This is a genomic window from Nocardioides humilatus (assembly GCF_008373755.1).
GTDB classification, from domain to species: Bacteria; Actinomycetota; Actinomycetes; order Propionibacteriales; family Nocardioidaceae; genus Nocardioides; species Nocardioides humilatus.
Window position 1 is genome coordinate 1 of the sequence record NZ_VUJV01000150.1, and the last position, 456, is coordinate 456.

1 protein-coding gene is annotated in these 456 nt (G+C 39.9%); it reads right to left on the minus strand.

From position 1 onward, the window contains the following. The coding region (locus tag F0U44_RS24285) for a JHBP domain-containing protein (RefSeq protein ID WP_223163823.1) at positions 1-395 on the minus strand (395 nt) is incomplete at its 3' end. Between the last annotated feature and the right edge of the window lie 61 nt (positions 396-456).

Consider the following 456-nt stretch of genomic DNA (forward strand, 5'->3'; position numbering starts at 1 on the left):
GGCGAGTATCCTTTGATAATTTGTTGTGTTGTGACGCTCGCGAAGAATTTGTTGATCGCTTTGACAACTGTCTTAACGATTTGCTTGATAGCAGGAGGTGCTAGGTCGTCCATGAGCTGTTGCCAATTCTCATTGGCAAACTGCAGGGTTGTGTCAGCCAATTCTTTGTTTCCGTTGAACAAGTTTTTCAAATCGAACGTAGTCTTCTCTATCTTGTATTTGTATGAAGGAGTGCCGAGTTTTAAATGATCTTTTCCGTTGTTGTCCTTAACTTGATTCAATTTGCTCTCTATTTCAACGTCCACGTTTACGCAGTTAATGAGGGCGTCTCCTTTTCCTTTAATTTGTAAAATGAGAAGTTTTCCGTCGGCTTCATATTCAGCTGTTAAGCTCATGTTGCTTATGAAGGCCAATTTGAAATTTCCGTGGTCACCATCGAATTTAAGCTTAAATTCT